This is a genomic window from Martelella limonii, assembly GCF_013344475.1.
Classification (GTDB): domain Bacteria; phylum Pseudomonadota; class Alphaproteobacteria; order Rhizobiales; family Rhizobiaceae; genus Martelella; species Martelella limonii.
In genome coordinates this window covers 832706-853989 of sequence record NZ_JABUOU010000001.1, presented here as the reverse complement: position 1 = coordinate 853989, position 21284 = coordinate 832706, and the positions used below count along the sequence as shown (strand labels likewise).

Below are 21284 nucleotides of genomic sequence, written 5' to 3'. Positions count from 1 at the left end.
TCGCAAGAGCAAGGAGCTCGTTTGCTGTTGCTTGGTTGCAAAACATCCGTTGTTCTTCCAGCACCGTGACAATTCGCTTGACGGAGCCGGAATTCTGACTAAAAGGTACCGTACCGTACGTTACCCGCTGGAGACGAACGACTTGTCCGACGAAACCGAGATCGATGTCCATTTTTCGCCCCGCCAGCAGGCGGTGCTCGAGCAGGCGCTGCGGCTGCTGGTCGAGGGTGGCGAGAAATCCGTGACGACGGCCGGTATCGCGCGGGCGGCAAGCTGCTCCAAGGAAAGCCTCTACAAATGGTTCGGTGACCGCGACGGCCTTCTGGCCGCCATGGTTGCCTATCAGGCAAGCAAGGTGCGCACATTCGAGAGCGCAGGGCACCGCCTTGATGGTGACGAACTCAAGCGTCATCTGAAGGCCTTCGGCGAGGATCTTCTCGGCGTTCTTGCCGGTGATGTATCGCTCGCTCTGAACAGGCTTGCGATCGGCAGGGTGACGCGCGACGGGCAGAAGCTTGGACGCATGCTGCTCGAGCGCGGACGTGCCCAGATCGACCAACGCGCCCGCGCGCTGCTCGAAGATGGCAGGCGCTCCGGCGTACTGCTGTTCGACAATGGCGATGAAGCCTACCGCGTGCTCTACGGGCTGATCGTCGGCGACAGCCATGTACGGCAGTTGCTGGGCGAGGTGGCGGATCGCGGCATGTTCCAGCGCCGCGCAGAGCGGGCGGTTGAACGTTTCTGGCTGCTGTACGCGGCCAAATGAATGTCGGCCGCTTCAAGCGGCCGTGTGAATTGACGCCGCTTTCGGGCGGTCGATCAGAAGACAGGTTGTCAAGGGAAGGAAAGACAATGCGTGTTTATTACGATCAGGATGCTGATCTCAATCTCATCAAGGGCCGCAAGGTCGCGATCATCGGCTATGGTTCGCAGGGCCGCGCGCATGCGCTGAACCTGAAGGATAGCGGCGCCGAAAACGTCGTCATCGCGCTTCGTGCCGGTTCGGCAACGGCCAAGAAGGCCGAGGCTGACGGCTTCGAAGTCAAGACCGTTGCCGATGCTGCTGCATGGGCCGACGTGATGATGATGGCGACGCCTGACGAGCTGCAGGCCGGCATCTACAACAGCGAGATTGCTCCGCACATTCGCGACGGCGCAGCCATCGCCTTCGCCCACGGCCTCAACGTTCACTTCGGCCTGATCGAAGCCAAGTCGACCGTCGACGTCATCATGATCGCGCCGAAGGGCCCCGGCCACACCGTGCGCGGCGAATACCAGAAGGGCGGTGGCGTTCCCTGCCTCGTTGCCGTTCATCACGATGCTTCCGGCAACGCGCTTGACGTTGCGCTCTCCTACGCCTGCGGCGTTGGCGGCGGCCGTTCGGGCATCATCGAGACGACCTTCCAGGAAGAGTGCGAAACCGACCTCTTCGGCGAACAGGTCGTCCTCTGCGGCGGTCTGGTCGAGCTGATCCGCGCCGGCTTCGAAACCCTGGTCGAAGGCGGCTATGCGCCGGAAATGGCCTATTTCGAGTGCCTGCACGAAGTGAAGCTGATCGTTGACCTGATCTATGAAGGCGGCATCGCCAACATGAACTACTCGATCTCGAACACGGCCGAGTGGGGCGAATACGTCACCGGTCCGCGCATCATCACTGCCGAGACCAAGGCCGAGATGAAGCGCGTTCTGAAGGACATCCAGACCGGCCGCTTTACCGCCGAATGGATGCAGGAATGGCATTCCGGTGGTGCCCGCTTCAAGGCGACCCGCCGCCTCAACGACCATCACCAGATCGAGGAAGTCGGCGAGAAGCTGCGCGGCATGATGCCCTGGATCAAGAAAGGCGCTCTGGTCGACAAGGCGCGCAACTAGAGCATTTCTCTGATACGCGATTGCGAAAAGAAGCCGGAGGGTTCGCCCTCCGGCTTCGTTGTTTCAGACAGTCTGTGCGTCTCGGATCAGCGCTGCTACGGTTATGCCGAGGAACAGCAGCATTGAGGCGAGGGCGAGCAGCGCGCCGATAACGGCCGGAAGCTCGGTTCCCCCGAGATTGGCGATCACGATGCCTGGAATGAGCAGCACGATCGAGAACACCGCCAGTGACACCTGGGCAAGGGCAAGCCGGCGAGCGGCGATCTCCGGATGGGTCTGATAGTAGAGGCCATAGAGCGCCATCGAGACCCAGCCCAGCAGGTTCAGATGCGCATGCGCCGGGGCTAGGCTGTGATCGTGGCTTGCGGCCATGAAAATTCCCATCCCCATGCCGGTCACTGCGGCAAAGGTGGCGAACACAAAGCAATAGGAGGCAAGTCTCTTCATCTTTTTGCTGAGCCTCACGGGTGTTTACGCCTTCGGTGGCGGCAGGAGCGTGATGCCGAAGTTTTCTGCGGCGGCAAAAATGCGCGGCATGTCCGGTTCTCCCATTGCCGGAAACTGCTCGGTTTCCGGCGCAACGGCATCGCCGACGGCGCGGAAGAAGCCTTCATGCTGGCCGGCAGGCAGGTTGATGATCAGCATCCGCGCAACGACTTCGCCCGGATTGCGAAACGCATGGACGTCGCCGGCGCGCACGAACAGGAAGTCACCCTTGCCGCAGATCTTCTGCGTTCCATTCAGCAGGAATTCATACTGTCCCTCTGTCACCAGAAATGCCTCGGCATCTGTCTGGCTGTGCGGCGGAGCGCCGGCGCCGGGTGCTGTCAGGCATTCGGTGATCGAGAACTGGTTGTCAGTATCTGCCGCTCCGGCGCGGAAGGTCAGGAGATTGCCGAGGAAGTGAACAGTTTCGACGGGCGGCTTGTCGCTGTGAAATGCGGTTGAATGTTGCATGGCTAGGCCTTTCGGGTTAGTGATACGGTTGTACTGTAATGAGATTGTCGTCTCATAAAGGAATGGAAATGTCTCGTCAAGCGAAAAGCCACGAACGCGTCAACCAGAAGAAGAGAACCCGCGCTGAACTGCTGCGGGCCGCTCGGGAGCTTTCGGCCGAAGGCAGTTCGCTCGCCATTCCCGATGTTGCCGATCGCGCCGGTATTTCGCGCGCCACGGCCTATCGCTATTTCTCGACGCCGGACGAACTCATGCATGAAATCGCGCTCGACGCGGCGGCGCTTGCAATCCGTGTGCCCGATGATCCTGCGCTCGATGCTGGCGCCAAGCTGGAAATCGTCATCCTCCAGGTGCTGGCGATGCTGGAAGAGCACGAAACCACATTTCGTCACTTCCTGGCTGCGAGGATCGTGGAGAAGGGCGGCAAACGCGGTGGCCGCCGGCTCCATTGGCTTGACGAAACGCTGCGACCGCTCGCCGACGTCCTGCCGCGATCGCTTTATACGCGGCTGCTGCACGCGCTATCGCTCGTGATGGGTATGGAAACCATGGTGGTGATGAAGGATGTCTGCGGGCTTGATGCCAAAGAAAGTGAGGCCGTGATTATCTGGACCGCGCGTGCGATGCTTGGCGCTGCCCTTGAGGAGGCGAGGGACCGTTGAAGCGTTCGCAGGCACCGGGCGTGTCCTGGCCTGAAAAGCGGAGTATGTCATTATGTTGCTGCGATTGCCGTTCTAGGGACCGAAAATTACGCTGGAATGCAACTATTCGCGGTTTTATTGCCGGAAAATAGGTCAGCATTATTGACTTAAATAACGCCCTGTGGTGATGTTCACGGCACTAAAAAGACGTTTGAGGAAACCCCCATGCTTGACTGGGAAGCCATCTATGCCACGCGCGCCAAACGGATGGGCGCGTCTGAAATCCGTGAATTGCTGAAACTGCTGGATCAGCCGGATATCATCTCCTTTGCCGGCGGAATTCCGGACCCGGCACTGTTTCCGGCGGCCGCTTTCCAGAAGGCCTATTCGGACATTCTCGGCAGTTCCGAGGCCGGGCAGGCGCTGCAATATTCCGTCAGCGAAGGCTATGGCCGCCTGCGCGAATGGATCGTGCAGCGCATGAATGCGCGCGGCATCGACGCCGATATCGGCAATATCTTCATCACCTCCGGTTCGCAGCAGGCGCTCGACTATCTCGGCAAGCTGCTGCTGTCGCCCGGCGATACGGCGCTGGTGCAGTGGCCGACCTATCTCGGCGCGCTTCAGGCCTTCAACGCCTATGAACCGCGCTACGACCGGCTGGACCTTTCGCGCAATGCCGCCCCGCAAGACTATGCGACGGCCGCGAAGGACGCCGGAAGCCGGGTCAAGTTCGCCTATCTTTCCGCGGATTTCTCCAACCCGACCGGCGAATGCCTGACCCCCATGGAGCGCGAAAAGCTGCTCGATATGGCCGATGCGCTGGATATCGCCGTGATCGAGGATGCCGCCTACAGGGCTCTGCGTTACGAGGGCGAGCGGCAGCAGACGCTGCTCGCCATCGATTGTGCCCGCTCGGGCGGCATTGAAAAGACCCGTACGCTTTATTGCGGCAGCTTTTCCAAGACCCTGTCGCCCGGTCTGCGCGTCGGCTGGGTTTGCGCGGCGACGCCGGTCATCCGCCGTCTCGTACTTGCCAAGCAGGCTGCCGATCTTCATTCGCCAACCATCAATCAGATGGCGATCGCGCGCGTTGCCGAAGCCGGGTTTGATGCCCAGGCGGAGAAGATCACCGCCGTCTATCGCGAACGTCGGGATGCGATGCTGAATGCACTTTCCGCGCACATGCCGCAAGGGGTGAGCTGGACCAAGCCCGAGGGCGGCATGTTCGTCTGGCTGACCCTGCCAGAACACATCGACAGTGCAGCATTGCTGAAGGAATCGCTGAAGGAAGCCAAGGTCGCCTTCGTTCCCGGCAATGCGTTTTATGCCGATGGCAGCGGCAAGAACCATTTGCGGCTTTCCTTTTCCTGCTCGACGCCGGGTGCGATCGAGGAAGGGATGCGCCGGCTTGGCGCGCTTATCGGCAGCGAACTCGCCGCAGCCGCGTGAATTTCTGCGGGCGCAGGCCTTCGCGGCGGCGCTTTCCAGATATGTCAATCCGAGGACTGGCGGTACCCGCCGGGCCTTTTCCTTCAGGCAAGCGAAGAGCCAGCGTTGCTGTTGTCTGATGCGCTCATCCGCGGGTGTGCCGCATGGACCGCGCCCGAGCATCAAGGCGTGTGCCAGCACGACGGGCATGAGCGGGCGAAAGCGCACTCGGACAGAGACAACTGACGGCGGTTCTCAGAGCGCGCCGCGAGGCGCAGGCGGGCCTCGAACAGTCAGCCATAAAAAAAGGCCGGTCGCTTGGACCGGCCTTTCTGAAATCATCCGCTGAAGATCAGCGCTTGGAGATGTCGACGAAATCGCGTTCGGCAGCGCCGGTGTAGAGCTGGCGCGGACGGCCGATGCGCTGTTCCGGATCCTCGATCATTTCCGCCCACTGCGCGATCCAGCCGACGGTGCGCGCAAGCGCGAACAGAACGGTGAACATGGTGGTGGGGAAGCCCAGCGCCTTCAGCGTGATGCCGGAATAGAAATCGATGTTCGGATAAAGCTTCTTCTCGATGAAGTACTCGTCCGTGAGCGCGATCTTTTCCAGTTCCAGGGCGACGTCGAGGAGCGGATCGTCCTTGATGCCGAGTTCGCCCAGCACTTCATGGCAGGTCTTCTGCATGATCTTGGCGCGCGGATCGTAGTTCTTGTAGACGCGGTGTCCGAAGCCCATCAGGCGGAACGGATCGTCGCGATCCTTGGCGCGCTTGATGTATTCCGGAATGCGGTCGACGGTACCGATTTCCTGCAGCATGTTGAGGGCTGCTTCGTTGGCGCCGCCATGGGCAGGGCCCCAGAGGCACGCAATGCCGGCGGCAATGCAGGCGAACGGGTTCGCGCCCGAAGAGCCGGCCAGGCGAACGGTCGAGGTCGATGCGTTCTGCTCGTGATCGGCATGCAGGATGAAGATGCGGTCAAGCGCGCGCGACAGGATCGGGTTGACCTTGTATTCCTCGCACGGCGTGGCAAAGCACATGTGCAGGAAGTTCGCCGCATAGCCGAGATCGTTGCGCGGATAAACGAAGGGTTCGCCGACGTGATATTTGTAGGCCATGGCCGCGATCGTCGGGATCTTGGCGATCATGCGGATGCTGGCGATCTCGCGCTTGTAGGGATCGGAAATGTCGATCGAGTCGTGATAGAAGGCAGACATGGCTCCAACGGCGCCGCAGATGATGGCCATGGGATGGGCATCACGGCGGAAACCGGTAAAGAGCCTCGTGAGTTGATCGTGGATCATCGTGTGATGCGTCACACGGAAGTCGAAATCCTTCTTCTGCGTCGCTGTCGGCAGTTCACCGAACAGAAGCAGGTAGCAGACTTCGAGGAAGTCGGCATTTTCGGCAAGCTGATCGATCGGATAGCCGCGATGCAGCAGAATGCCGTTGTCGCCGTCGATATAGGTAATCTTGGACTTGCACGATGCCGTGGACGTGAAACCCGGATCGTAGGTGAACATGCCCGACTGCTTGTAAAGCGAAGCAATGTCGAGGACTTTGGGCCCGAATGTGCCCTCTTCGATCGACAGGTCGAATTCCTTGCCGTCGAGGTTGAGTTTTCCAGTTTCCGTCATCCTAATCCTCCAAGTTTCCGGCGCGGACGCGCAATCGAAGCCGATCGAGTTTTTCGTTAGCTATAGGATTGGCAGGATGTTGCCAAGCCAATGGCGCCGCAGGGCTGGTGATGAGTTATATCTGCGTTTAGCAAGTTTTCCGGGGTTTAGAAAAGGAAAATTTTGTCTGTCGGCGCTGCTGCTGCATTGCAATCGATTTACATTGGCCACAACATGCAAAGGTTGTGGGGCGGTGACTGCATATGCAATGGCGCGAAGCGGGCACAGACGAGACCAGAAAGGCGCCGTCGCGCGAGGGGCGCGCGCTTCGGTCGCCCTTTGGCGTGCAAAAGCGCACCCGTCTCTCGCTCTCGAAGCCGCGCGCGTTTCGTGCAGGAAAAGACGGCAGCGGACGGCCCAGCCTGGCAGCGCTCTGGCGCGAGGAACAGGAATTCGGCCGTCTGTTCCTGCTCGCGCCGGTGGCGCTTTCTGCAGGCGTTCTATGGTGGTTTTCGCTGGCCGCGACGCCGCTCTGGTGGGGGCTTGCCCTTTACTGGGGGGCGGCGATGGCCGCTGCCTTGGTTTTTCGTCACGCCCGCCCATTGCTGAAGCTTGCCAGCGCCGGGGCAGCCCTGTTCCTGAGCGGCGCCGGGCTTGCCGCAATCGAGACCGCGCGGCTCGATACGATCATGCTGGATTCGCCGGTCACCACCCACATTCAGGGCCAGGTGGCGGCGCGCGAGCCAACGGCGAGCGGCTGGCGCTACGTGGTGCGGTTGACCGCGACCGATGACCCGGTGATCCGCCGCCCGCCCGCGCGCGCAACGCTGGTTGCCCGCGGCAATTTGCCACCGGTTGCGATCGGTCATGAGATCAGCGGCCTTGCGCGCCTGCAGACGCCATCCGCACCCGTTTTGCCGGGCCTCGTCGATTTCGGCTTTCTCTCCTATTTCGATGGCGTGGGCGCGGTCGGCTTCTTTTATGGTCCGCCCGAAGACAGGGGCAAAATCGCCGCGCCGGGCCGCTTTGCCGCAGCGCGGCTTGCCATTGAGAGAATGCGCGATGCGATCGCCGGGCGCATTCGGGGCGTTCTTTCCGGCGATACGGGCGCCTTCGCGAATGCGATCATCACCGGCGAGCGTCGGGCGCTCAGCGATGAGATGCTGACGGCGCTGCGCAATGCCGGCCTTGCCCACATCATTGCGATTTCTGGGCTGCACATGGCGCTGGCGGCCGGAATCTTCTTCTCCAGCCTCAGGCTTGTGCTTGCGGCATCGCCAAGGGCGGCCGAAGCCCTGCCGACCAAGAAGGTTGCTGCCCTTTTCGCAGTTGGCGCCGCGCTTTTCTATCTGCTGATTTCCGGCATGCAGGTCTCTGCGGAGCGGGCGTTCATCATGCTGGCCGTCATGCTCCTGGCGGCTGTTTTCGACCGGTCCGCGATCAGCCTGCGAAACGTTGCTCTGGCAGCGCTCATCATCTTGATCGCGACGCCCTCCGAAGTGGCGGGGCCCGGGATGCAGATGTCGTTTGCCGCCACGCTCGCCCTGATGGCAGGCTATGGCGCCTGGCAGAGGCGTCCCGTGGCCGCCGGCCCCAGCCGCTTCAAGGCTTTGCGCTGGCTGTGGATCGCGGCATCCGGCATCGCGATCACCGCGCTGATCGGCGGCGTTTCGACAACCCCGTTCGCGGTCCATCATTTTTCCCGCATCGCAGGCTACGGTCTGATCGGCAACCTGCTGGCCATGCCGATCGTCACCCTTGTGGTGATGCCGTCGGGGCTCCTCGCGCTTCTCGCCATGCCACTGAACCTCCACGCTCCCTTCCTGACCGTCATGGGCTGGGGCCTCGAATGGGTGATGGCTGCAGCGATGCTTGTCGATGGACTTGGAGGGGCGGTGACGACCGGTGCGGTCCGTCAGGGATTCCTCCTCTCATTCATTTGCGGATTTCTCCCCCTGGTGCTGTTGCGTACGCGGTTGCGGCTTTTGGGCCTCATTCCGATCGGCGTATCGCTCGTGATGCTCGCATGGCCGAGGAGCCCGCAGCCCTCGCAGATCCTTGTCGACAGCGATGGGGCTCTGGTGGCGCTGATCCTCGGCGAAAGTGCCGCGCTCAATACCGCAAGACCGCCGTCCTTCGTTTACGAGCAGTGGGAAACGGCTCTCAAACTGTCCTCAAGCTTTTCCCCGGAACAACAGCCCGCACTGGAACTGGTGGAGGAGGACAGATTTGCGCGCCTTGGCTCCGAAGACCTCGCGCGGGCTGACAGGATGCTCCGGCAAACCATTGCCGATGCACACGAAATTACAAACAGGTTCCACTGTGTGAAGGACGCATGGTGCTATGCCGAATATCATGGGATCCGGATCGTCACGGTGGAGCGGCCGGCCCTTGCGGGGCTTGGCTGCGACCATGCCGACATCGTCGTCAGCCGCTACCGTCCCGGATTTCAGACATGCCGCTCAGGCGCATTTCTGGTTACGCCGGCAATGCGCAGGCAGCATGGCGCCTTCCGGTTTACGCTGATCGCGCCGCTGCCAATGACGTCACAGGCAGGCCTACCGTTTTCGGAGGAACCAGGCGCAGCGGAACAACGCATCGCTGTCGCACCGGCTCGAACCATGCCTGCAACAGGCCCTTCGCCAAACATCTCGGGCCGCGAAAACACTTCGGGCGGAAATGCTGCAGCCACAGTCGAAATCGAAGGAGAGAAGCCTGGGACGCCTAAAGGGCAAACGCCCACATTTGAACAATCACCGTCGCACCCATCAGCGCCGCCCCAGTCCGATGAACCCCGACCAGCCCCACCTCAATCAGCGCCAAGCCCTGAAGGCAGAGAATCGCGGGCATGCCTTCCGATCACGCTGTCCGTCGAAACCTCGGTGGAGGCGCCGGAGCGGGCCTGGAACCGCCATCGTCTCTACGACTGGCGGTCAGACACCTATCTGCCGCTCATCAGCCTGCCGGCGGAACTCACCTTCAGTGATAGCGGCGGATCAGCCCGACCAGCTTGCCCTGGACCTTGACCTGATTGGCCGCAAAGATCCGGGTTTCATAGGCGGGGTTTGCCGCTTCCAGCGCAATCGACGCGCCCTTGCGGCGGAAACGCTTCAGCGTCGCCTCTTCGTCATTGACGAGTGCGACCACGATATCGCCGGGGGAGGCGGTCGAGATATTGCGGATGATCACGGTGTCGCCATCGAAGATGCCGGCCTCGATCATCGAATCCCCCTGAACTTCAAGCGCATAATGTTCGCCCGTGCCAAGCATTTCGGCCGGAACCGTGATGTGGTGGGTGTTTTCCTGAATGGCCGAGATGGGGACGCCGGCTGCGATCCTGCCCATGACCGGAATGCCGGTTGAACCGCTATCGCTGTTGGCGGCCTGCGCCTTGGGTTCTTCCGGTTTCTTGCCGAGAGAACCCTCGATGACGCTCGGCGAGAAACCGCGGCTGCGCTGCTGGCCGATCACGCTGTCCGGCATGCGCAGAATTTCCAACGCGCGTGCCCGATTGGGAAGCCTGCGGATGAAGCCGCGCTCTTCAAGTGCGGTGATCAGCCGATGAATGCCGGATTTGGAGGCGAGGTCCAGCGCTTCCTTCATCTCGTCGAAAGAAGGCGGGATCCCCGTTTCCTTCATGCGCTCATGGATGAAGTACAACAGTTCCTGTTGCTTGCGTGTCAGCATTTCCTGCCCCTGGCCTTTCGAAACAAATCCAGAACGAACATACATGTTCCTACTGTGTTCCGCAAGTCCCGGCCTGCCGGTCGCACGCGGTGTTTCGGCGGCACTGCGGACGCAGGCAAGCGCGCGGCGGCGGTGCGATCGAGGGGACATGGGACGTACTGAACGAATCGTGCCTCTTGCGGGGTTGATGGGATGGGCTAACGCCGCTTTCTGCGCGGGGCGTAGGGTTTGAGCGGATGGGCATCGTAGATTGTCGGCCGGCCGAGCGCCATGGCGACCACGCGCGATGCCCTGCGATAGTTGAACAGCCCGCCGATGAAAAACAGCAGGCTTCCGACGAGATATTGCCATGCGAGAAAGCCGGTCAGCTGCCGCTCGTCCGCCGGATTTGCAAAACTCCAGAGATAGGGGATCGAAGCGACCGCAAACAGCGCAGAGCCGACCACGAATGTCAGCGCGGTCAGGTTCATCATCTGCAAGGTCACAAGATCATCGGCCTGCACGATCTGGATCACGTTGATCACGGCCCCCACGACGAAAAGGATGCTGCCGGTTATGAAGCAACCGGCGCCTGCGTTGACCATATCGAAGGCGGAGAGGAAGCAGACACTGCCTGCGACGAAGAGAAGCGTGCCGATGACATAGGCCCACGCCGCCCAGAATTCGAGCCGGTCCCAGACGGTTGCTTGCCCTTCGCGCTCGCGGGCGTGGACAAAGACTTCCAGAAGGTCATGTCCGGTGACGAGGAGATAGAGCAGCGACCCGAAGACGAAGATCCACGCACCGAGATCTGCGTAATCGGAGAGCGCGGGAAAGAAGCAGATGCTGCCGAAGATGAACACCGCGCCGCCGAGCTGATAGCAGATTGCGTTGATCGTCTCCCACCGGAAGTTCCTGCGCTCTTCCGGCGCGTCGGCGGCGACATCATGGTCTCGGGGTCGATTGACGAACATATGCGGCATGAGAGGACTGGTCCTTTTTCATGAGCCGGTCGAAGGCGGTGGTTGCTCCGAGTTTGCGGAAGACCACCCGGGAATCGCTTTTCCAGCCTGCAACAGGGCAGCCCCGAATGCCAGCATCGGGCGTTTTGGCGCAAGCGCAACGGCGCCGGCAGCATTTTTGATAGAAAGGCAGTCTGATGAAGAGGGTGGTGAGAGCGCAGGGGTTCGAACCCTGGACCTACTGATTAAAAGTCAGTTGCTCTACCGGCTGAGCTACGCTCTCCCGAGCCGGGTGACCGGCTGAAAGTGGGCGGAACATAGAAAGGGTCTTTCAGAAGGTCAACCCGGAATTTCGGTGCAGTGGCGATAATCCGGCGGTTTTCGGCGCGCGGAAAGGTGATTGGATTTGAACGTCCGTCTGGGCTATGACCGCCGGACGCTTTCCGGGGCATCGCGCTGCTGCCGGGTTCGGGGTGAGGGCGATGCCCTTGTCCGGTAAAATGACGTGTTGGAGCAGGTTTCTTGTCGATCGGCGATATTTCATTTCTCAGTGCGCTTCTCGCAGGCGCCCTGTCCTTTCTTTCGCCCTGCGTGCTGCCGCTGGTGCCTCCTTATCTCTGCTACATGGCCGGCATTTCGATCGACCAGTTCAAGGGCGGGGGCGAGGCGCGCCTGGCGCGTTCCCGCGCGGTCCTGCTGCCGGCATTCTTCTTCACGCTCGGCTTTGCCACCATCTTCGTGGCGCTTGGTGCAGGCGCCTCCAGCATCGGGCAATTGCTGCGCCAGTACATGGACATTCTGTCCAAGGTCGGCGGGGTGATCATCATTTTGATGGGGCTTCACTTCCTCGGCGTTCTGAGGATCTCGCTGCTGTCGCGCGAAGCGCGGTTTCATGGCGGCGGAAAACCCGCCAGCATCACTGGCGCCTATATCATGGGGCTTGCCTTCGCTTTCGGCTGGACGCCCTGCATCGGTCCGGTTCTCGGCGCGATCCTCGCGGTTGCGGCAACGAAGGACACGGTATCGAACGGCGCGGTGCTGCTTGCGGTCTACTCGCTCGGCCTTGCCGTGCCGTTCTGGATTGCCGCATTCTTTTCAGGCGCCTTCATGCGGTTTCTGGCGCGCTTCCGCCGTCACCTCGGCGCGGTCGAAAAAATCATGGGCGTGCTCCTGATTCTCACCGGGGTCGCCTTTCTTTTCGGCTTCATTGCCGATATGGCGATCTGGTTTCAGCAGACCTTCCCGGTTCTCTCCCAGATCGGTTAGCGCTGCGGCAAGCGGACCGGGATCATGGCCGATATTCTAGCGCTGCTCTTTCCATTTTTCGGGCTCATCGCCATCGGCTTCGGCGCGGCGAAGATCTTTCGCCATCCCGAAGAAGGCACGGCCTGGCTGAATATCTTCATCATCTATGCGGCGCTGCCCGCGCTGTTCTTCAAGCTCGTCTCGCGTACTCCGTTCGACCAGCTCACCCGCATCGATTTCGTGTCGATCGATCTGGCGGCGACCTATTGCGTCTTCGGGCTCGTCTTTGCGATCGGCTATTTCTGGAAGAGAAACGGCGTGCGCGAAACCACGATCCAGGCCTTCGCCGGCAGTTATGGCAATATCGGCTATATGGGGCCGGGGCTGGCGCTGCTTGCGCTGGGTGAGGACGCAGCCGTTCCGGTGGCGCTGATCGTCTGTTTCGAAAATGCGCTCCATTTCATGGTTGCGCCCTCGATCATGGCGGCGGCGGGCGGTGGCGGGCGCAAGGTTGTCGGCCAGATCGTGATGCGCGCCTTGCTGCATCCGTTCGTGGTCGCGACCGCGCTCGGCTTTGCCGTGGCCGCCACCGGCTACGGGCCGCCCGAGGCCTTCAACCGGCTGGTGGATTATCTCGCCCAGGCGGCGGCACCCTGCGCGCTGTTTGCCATGGGCGTGACGCTGGCGCTTCGCCCCGTCCGGCGCGTGCCCGCGGAGATCGGCTATATCGTGCCGGTGAAGCTCGTTCTCCACCCGCTTGTCGTCTACCTTTTCATGATGGCCCATGGAGGGTTCGATCCGCTCTGGGTCAAGGCTGCGGTGCTGCTTGCCGCGCTGCCGACGGCGACAAACGTGTTTGTGATCGCCCGCCAGTACGGCATCTGGTACGAGCGCGCCTCCGCGGCGATCCTGATATCGACGCTCTGTTCGGTTCTGACGCTTGCAGCGCTGTTCGCGCTGATCAACACCGATGCCCTGCCGCTCTGAACTCAGCCGGCAAACAGCGCCTTGATCCCGCGCATCGGCTGCACCCCTTCGCGCATGGCGAACTGGCGCAGAGGCGGAACGGCCGAGAGCACGTACAGGCCGGCGGAGCGCGCAAGCTGCGCCGGCAGGAAATCGGCCAGCAGCGAGCGGTTCAGGAGGTCAACGCTTGCCGTGCGGCTCAAGACGTCTGATCTGCGCAGCATGTCGTAACGATCGCCGGTGCGCGACGAGATTTTCCCGCCGTCAATGCCGTCCAGCATGCGCTGAAGCCGCATGATGTCGCGCAGGCTGAGGTTCAGTCCCTGCGCGCCGATCGGCGGAAAGGCGTGGGCTGCCTCGCCCACAAGCGCAACCCGGCCCTTGCCGAAACGGTGCGCGACAAGCGAGGACAGCGGCCATTTCTGCACCTCGCCCTCCACCTTCACTGCGCCCAGCAGAAACTGCATGCGCTCTTCGATGGCGCCGGCAATCTCCTCATTTGTGCGCGCGGCCATCGCCTCCGCCTCCGCCGCATTCATGACCCAGACCAGGCTGGAGCGGTTGGAATCGGGCAGGGGCACCTGCGTAAACGGACCGCCCCGGGTGTGAAACTCGGTCGAGATATCGTCATGGGGCAGGCTGTGCTCGAAATTGAGCACCAGGGCCGATTGCCTGTAATTCCACTGCCCGGTTCCGATCCCGGCGCTTTCGCGCACCCTGGATCCGCGTCCGTCCGCGCCGATCGCAAATTCGGCTTCGAAGCGCTCGCCGGCGGCAAGGGTGACGGCGACGGCGTTTTTTCCGGTCTCGATATTGGCCGCTGCCTGATCGAATGCTGTGATATTTGCTTCGTTGGCGACGGCGTCAGAGAGCTTGCCGACCAGCAGGCTGTTCGGAATATTGTAGCCGAAGGCTTCGAGATCGATTTCCGCCGAGCGGAAGCTGACGGTCGGCGCGCGAAGCAGGCGGCCGGTGCCATCGATGATTCGCATCGTCTTCAGCGGTGCTGCCTGGGGCTTGATGTCCTGCCAGAGGCCAAGGCGGGCGATGAAGGAAATCGAATGATCCATCAGCGCCGTTGTCCGGTGGTCTCCCTTCGTGGGTGCCGGCGCCACAAGCGCAACCCTGCGGCCGGCCCGGGCGAGTGCCAGTGCCGTAATCATGCCGGCGGGTCCGCCGCCGATCACTGCGATTTCAAACTCAGCCATTGTCTTGCCCCATCGTCTGTTGCCATAGGGATATAATGCCGCAAGCTTGTTTCTGCTTCGAAAAATTCTGGAAATTTTCGTTTTTTTTGTGCCGAGCGCATCGTTCTGGTGCATTCTGGCTCAAACTTCGGTAGGCCTTGCGGCACTTGCCGAACAGGGAGGCCGGCGTAAGCCGAAAACGGACGGGATGCGAATGGGATTCTTCAGCCAGCGAAAAGTGCCTTATGCGGAAATCCGGGCGTTTTCCGTCCATATCCTGACGGCGTCTGGTTCTTTTCTGGCGTTTCTGGGCGTTGTCGCTGCCGCCGAAGGCCGATTCGTCTCGATGTTCTGGTGGCTGGGGCTGGCGCTTCTGGTGGACGGGATCGACGGGCCGATCGCGCGCCGCCTGCGGGTCAGCGAGGTTCTGCCAAGCTGGTCGGGCGTCATGCTCGACAATATCATCGACTATGTCACCTATGTCCTGCTGCCGGCCTTCGCCCTTTACCAATCCCACATGATCGGCGAGCCGCTGTCCTTTGTCGCTGCTGCCCTGATCGTCGTCTCCAGCGCGATCTATTATGCCGACAGCGGCATGAAAACCGCCGAGAACTTCTTCTCGGGCTTTCCCGTTGTCTGGAACATGGTGGTGTTTTCCTTCTTCGTCATCGAGCCATCGTCGGCGGTGGCGATGACGATCGTGATCGTGTCAGTCGTGCTGACCTTTGCACCGATCAACTTCCTCCATCCGGTGCGGGTCAAGCGGCTGCGGCCGCTCAATCTGACGGTCTTCGCAATCTGGTGTGCAACCGGTTTCTATGCGCTTCTAGCATCTTTCGAAGCGCCGAAACTGGTGGAGGCGCTGTTCGTTGCAAGCGGTATCTATCTTTATCTGATTGGCGCGGTGCTGCAGTTCCTGCCAAAGCTTGGCGCACGGGCAGCGGCAACGCGGGCGGAGTTCTGAGGCAACAAACTCTTTGGGTAACATCCAAAAATCATTGCGCTTCAAACATGGTTTGTGCTTCATTTGTGCGCAGGACAGGGGACGTCCTATTTTTTAGTCAATCCCGTGGCGGCAGGGATGCTTTTGCATTCGGGTGCAGTGCCGGCGGCCGGAGGGCGGTTTGGACGAAGTAAAGCAACCGGCGGGTGATACGCTTCTGGCGGTCTCCGGTCTCACCAAATATTTTGGTACCTTTGCCGCATGCAACGGCATTGACCTCGAAATCGCGCATGGCGAAATCCACGCCCTGCTCGGCGAAAACGGCGCCGGAAAATCGACTCTCGTCAAGATGCTGTTCGGCGTCCTGGAGCCTTCTGCGGGCCAGATCCTGTGGAAGGGCGAGCCGGTCACGATCGAGGCGCCTGCACATGCCCGCAAGCTCGGCATCGGCATGGTGTTCCAGCATTTCTCGCTGTTCGAGGCGCTGACGGTTGCAGAAAACATCGCGCTCTCGCTCGACCCCGGCATCTCGCTTGCCGAAATTGCGGAGGAATCGCGCAGGCTCTCCGTCGAATACGGACTTCCGCTCGATCCGCGCGCCCATGTGGCCGATCTTTCCGTCGGCGAGCGCCAGCGCATCGAGATCGTTCGCGCGCTGCTGCAGAACCCGAGTCTCATCATTCTCGACGAGCCCACCTCCGTGCTGACGCCGCAGGAAGCGGACCGTCTGTTCGAAACGCTGTTCAAGCTGAAAGCCGAGGGCCGCTCGGTGCTTTATATCTCTCACAGGCTCGAGGAAGTGCAGCGCATCTGCGACAAGGCGACCGTTCTGCGCCACGGCAAGGTGACCGGCGCCTGCATCCCGCGCGATGAGACCGCCGGGTCGCTCGCGCGCATGATGGTCGGCGGCGAGGTGTCTGAGATCAAACGCCCGGAAGCCATGACCACCGGGCGTGCGCTGATCGAGGCCAAGGGGCTCAATGCGCCGGCGCGCACGCCGTTTGCGACGGCGCTGAAGGATATCTATCTGGAGGTGAAGGCTGGCGAGGTTCAGGCGATCGCGGGCGTTGCCGGAAACGGGCAGTCTGAGCTTTTCGATGCGCTCTCCGGCGAATATCCCGTTACGGATGGCCAGAGCGTGCTGATCGACGGCAAGGCCGTCGGCAGCAAGGGGATCAATGTCCGCCGTGCGCTTGGCGCAGCCTTCGTGCCGGAAGAGCGCCATGGCCATGCCGCCGTTACCAGCATGCCGCTTTCCGAAAATCTGGTTCTGGCCCGCAACGAGGCTGAAGCCGATACATTTCTCGCCGGCGGACCGCTGAAGATGATCCGCCGTGCCGTGGCAAAAGCCCGCACCGGCGAGATTTCCGGCTTCATGGATGTCCGCAAGAGCGGAGAGGACCCCGCGGCCGGTTCCCTCTCCGGCGGCAACCTGCAGAAATTCATCGTCGGCCGCGAGCTCGACCGCAAGCCGAAGGTGATCATTGTCAACCAGCCGACCTGGGGCGTGGATGCGGGTGCTGCCGCCCATATCCGCCAGGCGCTGGTCGATCTCGCGCGCGAGGGGTCTGCCGTTCTGGTGATTTCGCAGGATCTGGATGAGATCTTCGAGATCGCGACGCGCATTGCCGTGATCTCCGATGGCCGGCTTTCCGATAGCCATCCCGCCGAAACCATGACGCTGGAACGCATCGGCCTGTTGATGGGCGGCGTTCACGGCGAGGAGACTGCCGATGCGCATTGAGCTTGAAAAGCGTCCCGGCGCATCGCCGGTGTTCTCGCTCCTGTCGCCGGTGATTGCGCTTGCGCTCACCGTTCTGTTCGGCGCGATCATGTTCGCCGCACTCGGCAAGGATCCGCTGGCGGCGCTCTATGAGTTCTTCATTCAGCCTCTGCTCGATTCCTGGTCGCTGAATGAACTGATGATCAAGGCGGCGCCGTTGATCATGATCGCCGTCGGCCTTTCCGTCTGCTACCGCTCGAATATCTGGAACATCGGTGCTGAAGGCCAGTTCACGGTCGGCGCGATCGTCGGGTCGATCGTGCCTGTCTATTTCTACCAGTGGTCTTCGCCGCTGCTTCTGCCGATCATGCTGGTCATGGGCGCCGTTGGCGGCGCGCTCTATGCCGGCATCCCGGCGCTTCTGAAGAACTACTTCAACACCAATGAGATCCTGACCTCTTTGATGCTGGTCTATGTGGCGCAGCTTTTCCTCGACTGGCTGGTGCGCGGTTCCTGGCGCAATCCGGAAGGCTACAACTTTCCGCAGACCCGTGATTTCGTCGATGCGGCAAGATTGCCGGAAATGGTGTCTTCCGGTGCCCATTACGGGTTTGCGCTTGCCATTCTGGCAGCTCTTGCCGTCTGGTTCATGATGCGTTTCACGCTGAAGGGCTTCGAGGTGAACGTCATCGGCCAGTCGCCGCGGGCAGGGCGGTTTGCGGGCTTCTCGTCGCGGCGCATGGTGTGGTTCTGTTTCCTGCTGTCCGGTGGCCTTGCGGGCCTTGCTGGCGTCAGCGAGATATCCGGTGCGCTCGGCTATCTGCAGCCGCAGATTTCGCCCGGCTACGGCTTTACCGCCATCATCGTTGCCTTCCTCGGCAGGCTGAACCCGCTGGGCGCCATCATTTCCGGCCTGGTGCTGGCGCTGACCTATATCGGTGGCGAGGGCGTTCAGTTTACCATGGGCGTCTCCGACAAGGTCACCCGCGTCTTCCAGGGCATGCTGCTGTTCTTCGTGCTCTCCTGCGATACGCTCATTCTTTACAAGATCCGGATCATCTTTTCCGGAAAGCAGGCCGAGGGGAAAGCGTCATGATCGTCGAAGCGATACTGCTGACCATCATCACCGCGTCCACCCCGCTGGTTCTGGCGGCAATCGGCGAACTGGTCTGCGAGCGTGCTGGCGTGCTGAATCTCGGCGTCGAGGGCATGATGGTGATGGGCGCGGTCGGTGCCTTCATGGCGGCTCATGCGACCGGATCGCCCTGGATCGGCATGCTGGCAGGGCTTGTGACGGGTGCCTTGTTTTCGCTGCTGTTCGGTTTTCTCACGCTCACCCTTGTTGCCAATCAGGTGGCCACCGGTCTGGCTTTGACCATTCTGGGGCAGGGGCTTTCGGCCATGATCGGCGAGGGACTTGTCGGCAAGCCGGGCGTGAAAATGCCCTCGCTCGACATCCCGGTGCTCTCGGACATTCCGATCATCGGCCCGCTGCTGTTTGATCAGGATATCTTTTTCTACCTGTCGATCGCGGTCGTTGCCGGCGTCGCATGGTTCCTGTTCAAGACCCGCAAGGGACTGGTCCTGCGTTCGGTCGGCGACAACCATTCCTCCGCCCATGCGCTTGGCATCAATGTCATCGGCATCCGCTATCTTGCGGTCATGTTCGGCGGCGCCTGTGCCGGTCTTGCCGGCGCGCAGCTCTCGCTCGTCTATACACCGCAATGGTCGGAAAACATGGCGGCCGGGCGTGGCTGGATCGCACTGGCCCTGGTGGTGTTTGCCTCCTGGCGGCCCTGGGGCGTGCTTGTGGGGGGCTATCTGTTCGGCGCCGTCACGATCGGCCAGCTTCATGCGCAGGCCTTCGGGATCGCCATTCCCTCCCAGTTCCTCTCGGCACTGCCCTATGTGGTGACCGTGATCGTCCTCGTGATCATCTCCCAGAACCGGCGGATGACGCTTATCAATACGCCCGCAGCACTCGGGAAATCCTTTGTTCCCGACCGCTAGGCGGATTACACTGAAACCTTCAAACCATTAGAGGTGAACGATGAAAACGTTGAAATTCGCACTGGCCGCCTCGGCGGCGATCATGGCCGGTCTTGCAGCCACCGGCGCCAGCGCCCAGGAAGACGTCAAGGCCTGCTTCATCTATGTCGGCTCGGCCACGGACGGTGGCTGGACCCAGGCGCACGACGTGGCCCGCCAGGAGCTTGAAAAGACGCTCGACATTGAAACCGCCTATATCGAAAACGTTCCCGAAGGCCCGGATGCCGAGCGCGCGATCGAGCGCATGGCCCGGTCCGGCTGCAGCATCGTCTTCACCACCTCCTTCGGCTTCATGGAACCGACGCTGAAGGTCGCCGCGAAATATCCGGACGTGAAATTCGAACATGCAACCGGTTTCAAGACCGCCGACAATGTCGCGACCTACAATTCGCGCTTCTATGAAGGCCGCTACATTTCCGGCGTGATCGCAGGCTCGATTTCCGAGTCCGGCATCGGCGGCTATATCGGCTCGTTCCCGATCCCGGAAGTGGTCATGGGCATCGATGCCTTCACGCTCGGCGCGCAGTCCGTCAATCCGGACTTCAAGACCAAGGTCGTCTGGGCCAACACCTGGTTCGACCCCGGCCGCGAAGCCGATGCCGCCAAGGCGCTGATCGACCAGGGCGTGGACGTTCTCGCCCAGCACACCGACACCACCGCGCCGATGCAGATCGCTGCCGAACGCGGCATCAAGGCCTTCGGCCAGGCCTCCGACATGATCGAGGCCGGTCCCGAAACCCAGCTGACGGCGATCATGGACACCTGGGCGCCCTACTACATCAAGCGCGTCAAGGCAGTGCAGGACGGTTCCTGGACATCGGAACAGAGCTGGGATGGCCTCAAGGACGGCATCCTGACGATGGCGCCCTATACCAACATGCCGGACGACGTGAAGAAACTCGCCGAAGAGACCGAAGCGAAGATCAAATCCGGCGAGCTGAAGCCCTTCACCGGTCCAGTGTCCCTGCAGGACGGCACGCCGTTCCTTGCAGAGGGTGAAGTGGCCGATGACGGCACCCTGCTTGGCCTCAATGTTCTGGTTGAAGGCGTGGAAGGCTCGCTGCCGAAGTCCGAGTAATCGCAGCGATTGCTGATGGATCAAGAGAGGCCCGGCGCGATCACCGCCGGGCCTCTTGTGTTTAAAGGGCCGTGCGCGGCGATGCGCACGATCTGGCGCTCTGCCTGATCTCTTTTCACTTCCAATCGTCCGCAACGCACAATAGCCTGAGCTTCCGCAGTCATGACCCGGGTTCATTCGGTTTCCGAAACTCGTTGTCTGAGAATTTGAGAATACGATGCAAACAGGTTCACTCATTCCCTCTGACTGGCCGCCGGAGGGCCGGCTATTTCCTGTCGCCTCTGTCGATATCAAGGTCGAGGACGGCGACAAGGCACAGATCCTCCGGTTCGAGGAGGCGGTCCGGGAAAACTGGGAGCGGGAGGTCGCGGCCAATCCGCATCTCTTCAACGGCCGGCTGATCACGCTGAACGCGGTTTGTCTGGATGACGGGGCGATCACGGCGACGGGCCAGATTGTTCCCTACGCCTATCATCTCTGGTGGCGTCGCCAGGCACCGCGCCCGCCAACCTTTCATTCCTTTGCCATGCCTGTCATCGTGTCTGCGGACGGCGCGATCATGGCGATCCGCATGAGCAGGACCACGGCCAATGCCGGTAAGGTCTACTGCGCTTCGGGCTCTCTGGAAGTCGCCGACATCGTCGACGGCCACGTCGATATCGATGCCAACATGGCGCGCGAGGCGGCAGAGGAAACCGGGCTCGATCTTTCCGCCATGCGCGCCGAGCCGCAATATCACGGCGCACATTTCCAGCAGGCCGTCATGTTTTATCGCTTTTTCCATGCGACGCTTGACGCTGATCGGCTGATTGCCAAAGTGCAGGAACATATGCGTCAGGACGCCGAGCAGGAGATTGACGCGGTGATCGCGATTACAAGGGATAACAGGGACAATTTCGAATATGCCTATTCGATGTTCCCGGTGCTTGACTATTACTTCGGCTGA

The 21284-nt window shown here is 61.3% G+C and carries 19 protein-coding genes and 1 tRNA gene; 13 read left to right on the top strand and 7 right to left on the bottom strand.

Annotation, left to right across the window (positions count from 1 at the left end):
- The first annotated feature begins 142 nt into the window (after positions 1–142).
- Positions 143–766: a TetR/AcrR family transcriptional regulator gene (locus tag HPQ62_RS03980; protein ID WP_174801179.1), complete on the top strand. Its 624-nt coding sequence runs from the start codon at positions 143–145 to the stop codon at positions 764–766.
- Between the two features lie 86 nt (positions 767–852).
- Entirely contained in the window at positions 853–1872 is a 1020-nt protein-coding gene (gene ilvC, locus HPQ62_RS03975) for a ketol-acid reductoisomerase (protein WP_174801178.1), read from the top strand.
- 63 nt (positions 1873–1935) lie between these two features.
- On the opposite strand, the gene HPQ62_RS03970 is transcribed toward ilvC, so the two are convergent.
- Both HPQ62_RS03970 and HPQ62_RS03965 read right to left on the bottom strand, forming a co-directional pair.
- Entirely contained in the window at positions 1936–2319 is a 384-nt protein-coding gene (locus tag HPQ62_RS03970; protein WP_174801177.1) for a hypothetical protein, read from the bottom strand.
- Positions 2320–2343: 24 nt separating this feature from the next.
- A complete protein-coding gene (locus tag HPQ62_RS03965; RefSeq protein ID WP_174801176.1) occupies positions 2344–2829 on the bottom strand; it encodes a cupin domain-containing protein in 486 nt (161 codons plus the stop codon).
- A 68-nt stretch (positions 2830–2897) separates the two neighbouring features.
- Here HPQ62_RS03965 and HPQ62_RS03960 point away from each other — a divergent pair, with 68 nt between their 5' ends.
- Positions 2898–3491 (top strand): TetR/AcrR family transcriptional regulator, encoded by a 594-nt coding sequence (locus HPQ62_RS03960; protein ID WP_174801175.1) that lies wholly within the window; start codon positions 2898–2900, stop codon positions 3489–3491.
- A 204-nt stretch (positions 3492–3695) separates the two neighbouring features.
- Positions 3696–4922 (top strand): aminotransferase-like domain-containing protein, encoded by a 1227-nt coding sequence (locus HPQ62_RS03955; RefSeq protein ID WP_174801174.1) that lies wholly within the window; start codon positions 3696–3698, stop codon positions 4920–4922.
- Positions 4923–5253: 331 nt separating this feature from the next.
- On the opposite strand, the gene gltA is transcribed toward HPQ62_RS03955, so the two are convergent.
- Positions 5254–6540, bottom strand: a complete 1287-nt coding sequence (gene gltA, locus HPQ62_RS03950) for a citrate synthase (protein WP_174801173.1) — start codon at positions 6538–6540, stop codon at positions 5254–5256.
- Between the two features lie 242 nt (positions 6541–6782).
- Here gltA and HPQ62_RS03945 point away from each other — a divergent pair, with 242 nt between their 5' ends.
- Entirely contained in the window at positions 6783–9545 is a 2763-nt protein-coding gene (locus tag HPQ62_RS03945; protein ID WP_174801172.1) for a ComEC/Rec2 family competence protein, read from the top strand.
- On the opposite strand, the gene lexA is transcribed toward HPQ62_RS03945, so the two are convergent.
- The 3 genes from lexA to HPQ62_RS03930 all read right to left on the bottom strand — a co-directional run bounded on the left by lexA (position 9499) and on the right by HPQ62_RS03930 (position 11430).
- A complete protein-coding gene (gene lexA, locus HPQ62_RS03940) occupies positions 9499–10206 on the bottom strand; it encodes a transcriptional repressor LexA (RefSeq protein ID WP_174801171.1) in 708 nt (235 codons plus the stop codon). The two genes, HPQ62_RS03945 and lexA, sit on opposite strands and share 47 nt — an antisense overlap.
- A 197-nt stretch (positions 10207–10403) precedes the next feature.
- Complete coding sequence (locus HPQ62_RS03935) at positions 10404–11168, bottom strand: YrhK family protein (protein WP_174801170.1); 765 nt, start codon at positions 11166–11168, stop codon at positions 10404–10406.
- A gap of 186 nt (positions 11169–11354) precedes the next feature.
- Positions 11355–11430, bottom strand: a tRNA-Lys gene (locus HPQ62_RS03930).
- Positions 11431–11669: 239 nt separating this feature from the next.
- Between HPQ62_RS03930 and HPQ62_RS03925 the strand changes: the two genes are divergently transcribed.
- Both HPQ62_RS03925 and HPQ62_RS03920 read left to right on the top strand, forming a co-directional pair.
- Entirely contained in the window at positions 11670–12413 is a 744-nt protein-coding gene (locus HPQ62_RS03925) for a cytochrome c biogenesis CcdA family protein (RefSeq protein WP_174801169.1), read from the top strand.
- Between the two features lie 24 nt (positions 12414–12437).
- Positions 12438–13379 (top strand): AEC family transporter, encoded by a 942-nt coding sequence (locus tag HPQ62_RS03920; protein WP_174801168.1) that lies wholly within the window; start codon positions 12438–12440, stop codon positions 13377–13379.
- A 2-nt stretch (positions 13380–13381) separates the two neighbouring features.
- Here the strand turns inward: HPQ62_RS03920 and HPQ62_RS03915 are convergent, their stop codons facing one another.
- Positions 13382–14566 (bottom strand): UbiH/UbiF family hydroxylase, encoded by a 1185-nt coding sequence (locus HPQ62_RS03915; RefSeq protein ID WP_174801167.1) that lies wholly within the window; start codon positions 14564–14566, stop codon positions 13382–13384.
- Between the two features lie 193 nt (positions 14567–14759).
- On the opposite strand from HPQ62_RS03915, the gene pcsA reads away from it, so the two are divergent.
- The 6 genes from pcsA to HPQ62_RS03885 all read left to right on the top strand — a co-directional run bounded on the left by pcsA (position 14760) and on the right by HPQ62_RS03885 (position 21284).
- Positions 14760–15509 (top strand): phosphatidylcholine synthase, encoded by a 750-nt coding sequence (pcsA, locus tag HPQ62_RS03910; protein ID WP_174801166.1) that lies wholly within the window; start codon positions 14760–14762, stop codon positions 15507–15509.
- A gap of 160 nt (positions 15510–15669) precedes the next feature.
- Complete coding sequence (locus tag HPQ62_RS03905; RefSeq protein WP_174801165.1) at positions 15670–17232, top strand: ABC transporter ATP-binding protein; 1563 nt, start codon at positions 15670–15672, stop codon at positions 17230–17232.
- On the top strand, positions 17222–18307 hold the full coding sequence (locus HPQ62_RS03900) for an ABC transporter permease (protein ID WP_174801164.1): 1086 nt from the start codon (positions 17222–17224) through the stop codon (positions 18305–18307). Before HPQ62_RS03905 ends, HPQ62_RS03900 begins: the two co-directional genes overlap by 11 nt.
- Positions 18304–19221 (top strand): ABC transporter permease, encoded by a 918-nt coding sequence (locus HPQ62_RS03895; protein WP_174801163.1) that lies wholly within the window; start codon positions 18304–18306, stop codon positions 19219–19221. Before HPQ62_RS03900 ends, HPQ62_RS03895 begins: the two co-directional genes overlap by 4 nt.
- Before the next feature lie 40 nt (positions 19222–19261).
- Entirely contained in the window at positions 19262–20338 is a 1077-nt protein-coding gene (locus HPQ62_RS03890) for a BMP family ABC transporter substrate-binding protein (RefSeq protein WP_174801162.1), read from the top strand.
- A 217-nt stretch (positions 20339–20555) separates the two neighbouring features.
- Positions 20556–21284 (top strand): NUDIX hydrolase, encoded by a 729-nt coding sequence (locus HPQ62_RS03885; RefSeq protein ID WP_174801161.1) that lies wholly within the window; start codon positions 20556–20558, stop codon positions 21282–21284.